We start from the raw sequence: 2,199 nt of genomic DNA on the forward strand, positions 1-2,199 counted from the left end.
CGAGTTGACGCGCGGGCCCGGCACGCGCGAGGTCGCCACCATCGGCGGCCCGGGCCGCGCGATGCGGGTGGAGATCGACCCCGCCCGCATGGCCGGCGCCGGTGTCACCGTGGCCGAGCTGCGCCAGGCGCTGCAGTCGGCCAACCTCGGCGCGCCCGTGGGCGACCTGCTGGGCGGCGACCGCGCGGTGGCGCTCGAATCGGGCCCCTTCCTGCGCGATGCGCGTGACGTGGGCGCGCTCGTGGTCGGCGTGCGCAACGGCAAGCCGGTGTTCCTGCAAGACGTGGCGCGCGTGGTCGACGGCCCGCTGCCGCCGCAGCGCTACGTGTGGCACGGCACGAAGGAAGGCGACGCGCCCGCCGTCACGCTCGCCATCACCAAGAAGCCCGGCGAGAACGCGATCAGCGTGGCCGATGCGGTGATGCAGCGCGTGCAGTCGGCCCGCAACACGCTCATCCCCGGCAACGTGCAGGTGGCCGAGACGCGCAACTACGGCGCCACCGCCAACGACAAGGCGATGAAGCTGATCCAGAAGCTGCTCTTCGCCACCGCCTCGGTGGTGGCGCTGGTGTTCGTGGCACTCGGCCGGCGCGAAGCGGCCATCGTGGGCAGCGCGGTGATCCTCACGCTCACGGTGACACTCTTCGCCTCGTGGGCCTGGGGCTTCACGCTCAACCGGGTGTCGCTCTTCGCGCTGATCTTCTCCATCGGCATCCTGGTCGACGACGCCATCGTGGTGGTCGAGAACATCCACCGCCACATGGCGCTGCACCCCGACAAGACGCTGGCCGAGCTGATCCCCGGCGCGGTCGACGAGGTGGGCGGCCCCACCATCCTCGCCACGCTGACGGTGATCGCCGCCCTGCTGCCGATGGCCTTCGTGAGCGGCCTGATGGGCCCGTACATGAGCCCCATCCCCATCAACGCGAGCATGGGCATGCTGCTGTCGCTGGCAATTGCCTTCATCGTCACGCCCTGGCTCTCGCGCCTGTGGATGAAGCACACCGGCCACGCGCACGCCGAGCCCCAGGGCCTGGCCGCCAAGCTCGGGCCCCTGTTCGACCGCGTGTTCCGCCCCCTGCTCCACCCGCAGCGCGGCGGGCGCAACCGCAAGCTGCTCGGTCTCGGCGTGGCGGGCCTGATCGCCGTCTCGCTCGCGCTGCCGGCCGTCGGCCTGGTGGTGCTCAAGATGCTGCCCTTCGACAACAAGTCGGAGTTCCAGGTCATCGTCGACATGCCGGCTGGCACGCCGCTCGAACGCACAGCCGCCGTGCTGCGCGAGCTGGGCGCCTTTGTCGCCACGCAGCCCGAAGTCACCGACTACCAGGCCTATGCCGGCACCGCCGCGCCCATCAACTTCAACGGCCTGGTGCGGCAGTACTACCTGCGTGCCGGCGGCGAAGTGGGCGACCTGCAGGTCAACCTCGTGGACAAGCACCACCGCAGCGAGCAGAGCCACGCCATCGCCACGCGCCTGCGTCCCGAGCTGCAGCAGATCGGTGCGCGCCACGGCGCCAACGTGAAGGTGGTCGAAGTGCCGCCCGGCCCGCCGGTGCTCTCGCCCATCGTGGCCGAGGTCTACGGGCCCGAGGCGTCGGGCCGCCGCGAGGTGGCGCAGGCGGTGCGCAAGGTCTTCGAACAGACGACCGGTGTGGTCGATGTCGACGACTCGGGCATTGCCGATGCGCCACGCAAGCTGCTGCTGGTCGACCGCCGCAAGGCCGCCATGCTGGGCGTGCCGCAGGCCGCCATCGTGAGCACGCTGCGCGCGGGGCTGGCCGGCGAGTCGACCGCCTACCTGCACGACCAGAGCAAGTACCCCGCGGCCGCCACGATCCAGCTGCCGGCCGAAAGCCACGGCGACCTGAACGCCCTGCTGCAACTCGGCGTGCGCGGCGCGGCCGGCCAGGTGGTGCCCATCCGCGAACTCGTGACCGTGAGCGACACGCTGCGCGAGCAGCCCATCCTTCACAAGGACGGCTTGCCGGTGCACTACGTGGTGGGCGACATGGCCGGCGCGGTCGACAGCCCGCTCTACGGCATGTTCAAGATGCGCAGCGTGCTCGCCCAGGTGAAGACACCGGGCGGCGGCCTGCTCGGCGAGACCTTCATCCGCCAGCCCGCCGACCCGTGGCGCGACTACGCCATCAAGTGGGACGGCGAATGGCAGATCACCTACGAGACCTTCCGCGACATGGG

At 71.0% G+C, this 2,199-nt stretch carries 1 protein-coding gene; it reads left to right on the forward strand.

Annotation, left to right across the window (positions count from 1 at the left end; genetic code table 11):
- The coding region (locus tag VFL64_RS08685; RefSeq protein WP_489539981.1) for an efflux RND transporter permease subunit at nt 1-2,199 on the forward strand (2,199 nt) is incomplete at both ends.

It is taken from the genome of Rhizobacter sp. (assembly GCF_035702065.1).
Taxonomy (GTDB): Bacteria; Pseudomonadota; Gammaproteobacteria; order Burkholderiales; family Burkholderiaceae_C; genus Rhizobacter.